The sequence below is a fragment of the Desulfobacter sp. genome (assembly GCF_050177295.1).
Genome location: NZ_JBFXHE010000302.1, coordinates 1 through 5,433 on the forward strand (window position 1 = coordinate 1; position 5,433 = coordinate 5,433).

The 5,433-nt window shown below is 46.2% G+C and carries 6 protein-coding genes; all 6 read left to right on the forward strand.

Going from position 1 to position 5,433, the window contains the following annotated elements; all coding sequences use genetic code 11:
- Window positions 1-641 precede the first annotated feature (641 nt).
- Window positions 642-1,679, forward strand: coding sequence for an ATP-binding protein (locus tag AB7U36_RS17420; protein ID WP_428160949.1), 1,038 nt, complete (start codon window positions 642-644; stop codon window positions 1,677-1,679).
- On the forward strand, window positions 1,676-2,692 hold the full coding sequence (locus AB7U36_RS17425; RefSeq protein ID WP_428160950.1) for a ParA family protein: 1,017 nt from the start codon (window positions 1,676-1,678) through the stop codon (window positions 2,690-2,692). Before AB7U36_RS17420 ends, AB7U36_RS17425 begins: the two co-directional genes overlap by 4 nt.
- Before the next feature lie 98 nt (window positions 2,693-2,790).
- The gene (locus AB7U36_RS17430) at window positions 2,791-4,029 is read left to right on the forward strand and encodes an AAA family ATPase (RefSeq protein ID WP_428160951.1); all 1,239 of its coding nucleotides are present in this window, start codon (window positions 2,791-2,793) and stop codon (window positions 4,027-4,029) included.
- Window positions 4,030-4,033: 4 nt separating this feature from the next.
- On the forward strand, window positions 4,034-4,696 hold the full coding sequence (locus AB7U36_RS17435) for a hypothetical protein (protein WP_428160952.1): 663 nt from the start codon (window positions 4,034-4,036) through the stop codon (window positions 4,694-4,696).
- A 134-nt stretch (window positions 4,697-4,830) separates the two neighbouring features.
- Window positions 4,831-5,010, forward strand: a complete 180-nt coding sequence (locus AB7U36_RS17440) for a hypothetical protein (RefSeq protein WP_428160953.1) — start codon at window positions 4,831-4,833, stop codon at window positions 5,008-5,010.
- A partial coding sequence (locus tag AB7U36_RS17445) for a TOTE conflict system archaeo-eukaryotic primase domain-containing protein (protein WP_428160954.1) occupies window positions 5,007-5,433 on the forward strand: 427 nt, incomplete at its 3' end. The genes AB7U36_RS17440 and AB7U36_RS17445, both read left to right, overlap by 4 nt.

The window sequence follows — 5,433 nt, forward strand, 5'->3', positions numbered from 1 at the left end:
CCAGGGCTAACAATGCTTTCATATGGATTAATACCTGTCCCTTAAATTTTTATGGTAAAAGCGTTCCACAATCTATTTAGAACCTGTTTAAATATCATGAAAAAGCTTTATTTTTCAAGTCCCGGGGGTTATACAAAATAAATATAGCCGGTTTTTATGGCCTGAACTCCAGTTATTTAAAGGCCCTGATCATGGTCAATACCGTCATCTTCAAACCGCCCAAGCTCGGCGTCCTGCTGCACCGGCCCTGCTTGAGGCCTTCCAGAGCCCCTTTCCGCTATTCTGTCGGATGCAAAACTTGATGGGGCGGTTAAGGAGTGCCTTCCGGGAGCCCTCTCATTCAACGGTCAGCGCTGTACGTCCCTCTGATTCCCGTGGTTCCCTATAACCCACATGGGCCGCAAGCCCACAACAAACAATGAAACTAAAGACTCCAACAATTCAGGGCTAAAATGGGCGCCGCAGGCGCTTCGCCCTCTTGTATCTTGTCTCTAGTTTCATATAAAAAAATCCATTGAAGAACCCTTAGGGTATGTGACGGATTCGGAATACGGCCAGCAGATCGATACAAATTGTTTGATCTTGGCAAGTTATCAATGTAATTGTGGGAACTAAATACGGTATGGAATAGGGAGGTGAAGATGCAAAGATATACTGATCATGAACTTGAAGCTCTGCTAAATGATACGGAATCCGACCTTGCAGAACGAAAAAAATCCTTCAAGGGAGATACGCCGAAGAAAGGCCGTCAGGCCGTTTGTGCGTTTGCCAATGACTTGCCCAATCACAACAAACCGGGCGTGCTTTTTATAGGGGCCTGGGATGATGGAAATCCTTCCAATGAACCTATTACGGATCAGTTACTGCGCGGCTTAAATGAACAGGAAGAGCGAATCCTAATCGAAAAAAGAAGATACAAAAATTTGCCTTTTGATATCTATCCTGTGCCTTCGGCAAAGATAACCGATCTTTCTAAAACGATTTTTGAAAACGAATACCTGCCGTCGGCATTTGCAGCAGATATACTGGAAGAAAATAACCGATCTTATGAGGAGCGGCTGGCATCATGTAAAATGGTCGTCTCACCTGATGATACAACCCCCACAGTGTTGGGCCTATTATCAGTAGGAAAGACGCCTCAGGATTTTATACCCGGCGCTTGCATTCAATTCTTACGGATTGACGGGACTGAACTGGCTGACCCGGTAATTGACGAAGAAAGCATAGGGGGTGGATTTGTTGAGATGCTGCGCCGTTCCGAAGAAAAACTGAGGGCTCACAATCGAACTGCTGTGGACATTACCATGGCTGCAACACACCAGGTTGATATGCCTTTTCCTCCTGCGGCGCTTCAGCAAATACTTTATAATGCCGTTCTGCACCGCACCTATGAAAGCACGAATGCCCCGGTGCGAGTTTATTGGTTTAACGACCGTATAGAAATTAACAGCCCGGGAGGCCCGTATGGAAATGTAACCGGCGAAAATTTCGGCAGGCCGGGAATTACGGATTACCGGAATCCGAATATTGGTGACGTATTGAAGACCTTCGGATTTATTCAGGCATTCGGCAGAGGCATTGCCGTGGCACGAAGAGAGACGGCAAAGAATGGTAATCCTGATCTTGAATTTGAAACCAGCCGGAGTGCTGTTGTCTGCATTTTAAGAGGTAAGCCATGAAGCAGCCGGTATTGACATTTTTTAATAACAAAGGCGGGGTAGGAAAAACTTCCCTTATTTACCATCTGGCCTGGATGTATGCTGCTCTTCGAAAACGGGTGGTCATTGTCGATCTTGATCCACAGGCCAATTTGACAGCGGTATTCCTTGATGAGGACAGGATTGAAGAAATTTGGGACAAACAAAAAACAGGCTCGACGATATTTCAGTGTGTCAGACCCCTGACAGGTGTCGGCGACATTGCAGAGCCGGTTCTGAGAAATGTTGCAACCGACCTTTATCTGCTCCCCGGGGATGTCAGCCTCTCCGGATATGAAGATGCGTTGTCTGCTGAGTGGCCTAACAGCATGGGGGATAACAATCTTTACCGGCCTATGCGTATTTTGAGTTCGTTCTGGCAGGTCATGCAGATGGCGGCAGCAAAAGTTCAGGCAGACATCATTTTGGTCGATATCGGTCCGAACCTGGGGGCGATCAACCGATCGGTTCTGGTTGCAACGGATTACGTGGTGATTCCTCTCGGGGCGGACCTCTTCTCCCTGCAAGGGTTAAAAAACCTTGGGCCTACCTTGAGGAGCTGGCAGAGTTTATGGAAAAAGAGGCTGGACAACTGGGAAACCTGCCCCGAAAAAAGCAGTTATCCTGATTTTTACCTCCCCCAGGGAAAAATGCAGACCATCGGTTACCTTTGCCAGCAGCACAGTGTAAGGCTTGACAGACCGGTGAAAGCTTATGACAAATGGGTAAACCGCATTCCCAATGTATACCGGGAAGCAGTTCTTAACGAGGCGTCGAATACAACCGTCAAGCAGAAAGATGATCCATACTGCCTGGCCACAATCAAACACTACCGCAGTTTAATTCCCATGGCCCAGGAGCATCGTAAACCGATATTTAACCTGACATCAGCGGATGGTGCCATCGGCAGTCATGCGAATGCTGTTCAGGATGCCAAAAAAGACTTTAAGAATCTTGCATCAATAATTGCAGGAAAGATAGGATTGCAACTATGAGTCAAAAAAGGGTGTTTGACTCGGTCCTGGAAGAAGATCCCAAGTTCTGCTCATATGGCACACTACGACCAGGCAGTGACAAGAACGAGAGGTGAATCATGGCTCTTATAGAAGGATTAAGGATTCAGAATTACCGCTCATTGCGTGATATTGCAATGGGCAGAATCGGTACAGATTCAACATTGCGCAGTGCGGATCCGCTGTCACCCTTAACCGTCGTTATTGGTAAAAACGGTGTCGGTAAAAGCTCAATTTTCGATGCATTTGGTTTTCTTGCGGATTGTATGGAAACAGACCTGGAAACAGCCTGTAATGCCAGGAACCGTGGAGGATATGACAAACTCATTTCTTCCGGTATCGATCAATCGATTACAATAACAATTTATTATCGTGAATCGAAAAACGATCGCCCCATCACATATGAAGTGAGTGTTGCTAAAGAAGAGAAAACAGAATTGCCCATCGTCCTCAGTGAGCGTTTAAGACAACGTGCAAAAAGCAGCGGGGGATCAGGCAGGCCGAGGTCCTTTCTGAATCTTGAAAAAGGAAAAGGCACGGTTTATGTCGGTGACGATGCGCTTGAAGGGGATGAGGCATCAAAGCGGATTGTTGAATTTGATCCCCATAAACTGGCCATCGTCTCGCTTGCAGAGCAATTTTCAGAAAATCCGCGCATCGCTCAATTTAAAAAATTTATTCAAAGTTGGTATCTGAGCTATTTCACGCCGGATTCAGCAAGAAAAATTCCCCAGGCCGGCGTGCAAAAACACCTGAACCTGCATGGCGATAATATCGGTAATGTTGTCCAGTATATGGAACGAAATCATCCTATTGTTTTTAAACGGATTCTTGAAGAAATATCAAAAAAAATACCTGGTATTGGCACGATAGAGCCATACAGAGACAGCATCACCAACAACCTTTATCTTCTTTTCAAGGATAAAGGGTTTGCCAAACCATTTACCCAGCAGCAAATGTCCGACGGAACATTAAAAATGTTCAGCTACTTACTGTTGCTGAATGACCAGGAGCCAGCCCCGTTTATCTGTATAGAAGAGCCGGAAAACGGGTTGTATCATAAGTTATTGGAGACGCTGGCCCGTGAGTTCAGGGGGCACGCCACAGGCAGAAAAGGAGCTTCACAAATATTCATAACCACACACCAGCCATATTTTGTAGATGCTCTGGAACCACACGAAGTATGGATCCTGGAAAAAGGGCAGGACGGATTTTCCACTATACGCAGGGCAAGTGACGATTCAATCGTAAAGAACATGGTCGCTGAAGGCTTGCCGTTAGGCGGACTTTGGTACAGTGATTATCTGGACGCGAGGTGATCTGATGCATTTCGAGATCCTCGTTGAAGACCAGTCCGGCAAGAAAGCGCTCGATATTCTTGTCCCCAAAATTATCGGGGATGACCATACGTTCAATGTTCATCCTTATAAAGGCATAGGCCGCATTCCGAAGAACCTTGGTGGCAAGGCGGATGTCAGCAAACGCATTCTGCTTGATCAGCTCCCCAAGCTCCTCCGTGGATACGGGAACACTTTTGCCAAATATCCAGCCGGGTTTCCGGCCGCCGTGATTCTTGTCTGCGATCTTGATGACAAGTGCCTCAAAGCATTTCGCCAAGAGCTTTTAGATATTTTGAACGCCTGCGATCCCAAACCGGAGACCCGTTTTTGCATTTGCATTGAAGAAGGTGAGGCCTGGTTTCTTGGTGACATTCCGGCGGTCAGATCTGCTTATCCAAAAGCCAAACACGCTGTCTTGAATGCATACGTAAATGATTCCATTTGCGGCACCTGGGAGCGCTTGGCAGATGCCGTCTATAAAGGTGGTTCAACCGCACTTTCAGCAAAAGGCTGGCAATCTGTCGGTGCTGAGAAATCGCAGTGGGCTGAAAAGATCCCTCTGTACATGGATGTAACAAACAATGCTTCCCCAAGTTTTGCTTATTTCCGGCAAAAGCTGCTTGAACTCTCTGGATCAACGGGCTGATGGACTTCCCCTTAGGGTGTCCGCATTTATATGGAGGCGAATCCTAAATCAATGCCCCTCAATGAAAAAGGATATTTGGATTATTTGACCCGATCTGGGCGCCACGCTACCTTGCTGCACCGGGAGAGTTGGCTATGCCGGCGGTTTTTACGGGTAATCAGATATCCACCTCTGAGGTGACGCCGTTTTTACAGATTGGAGAACCCAAATACGGCAAACCGATTTTGGACCGCATTATTACAACTCAAACACCCCTGAATACGAAGGAAGCGATCCGGTTTTATGAAGAATACGATGAATCAGATGCCATATGACTATTAACGATTACGATGAATTAAAAAGAAAATATGATGCCCTGATTGAAGAGAACAAAGCTCTGAAAGCAAAAATCCGGGAATTTGTTTCCAAATCTGAAAATATTATTTCTCATCATAAACCTGTCAAATCCGGAGTAACTGCATTCAACCACTTTGAGAAACCTGCATCAAATCCAAAATCCGATGCAGCAGTGCCTGGAGGAACATATGGCGGTTTAGTTACCCGATATTCTCAACATAATGAAAAGATTGATCTTTTCATGTCCTTGTTTCGAGGCAGGACCGATGTGTATGCAAAAAAATGGCAAAGCAAAAAGGGCGCTTCAGGATACAGTCCGGTCTGCCTGAATGAATGGGTCCCCGGGATTTGTAATAAACCCCGAATAAAATGTTCAGCATGTGCCGATCAATCGTATGGTA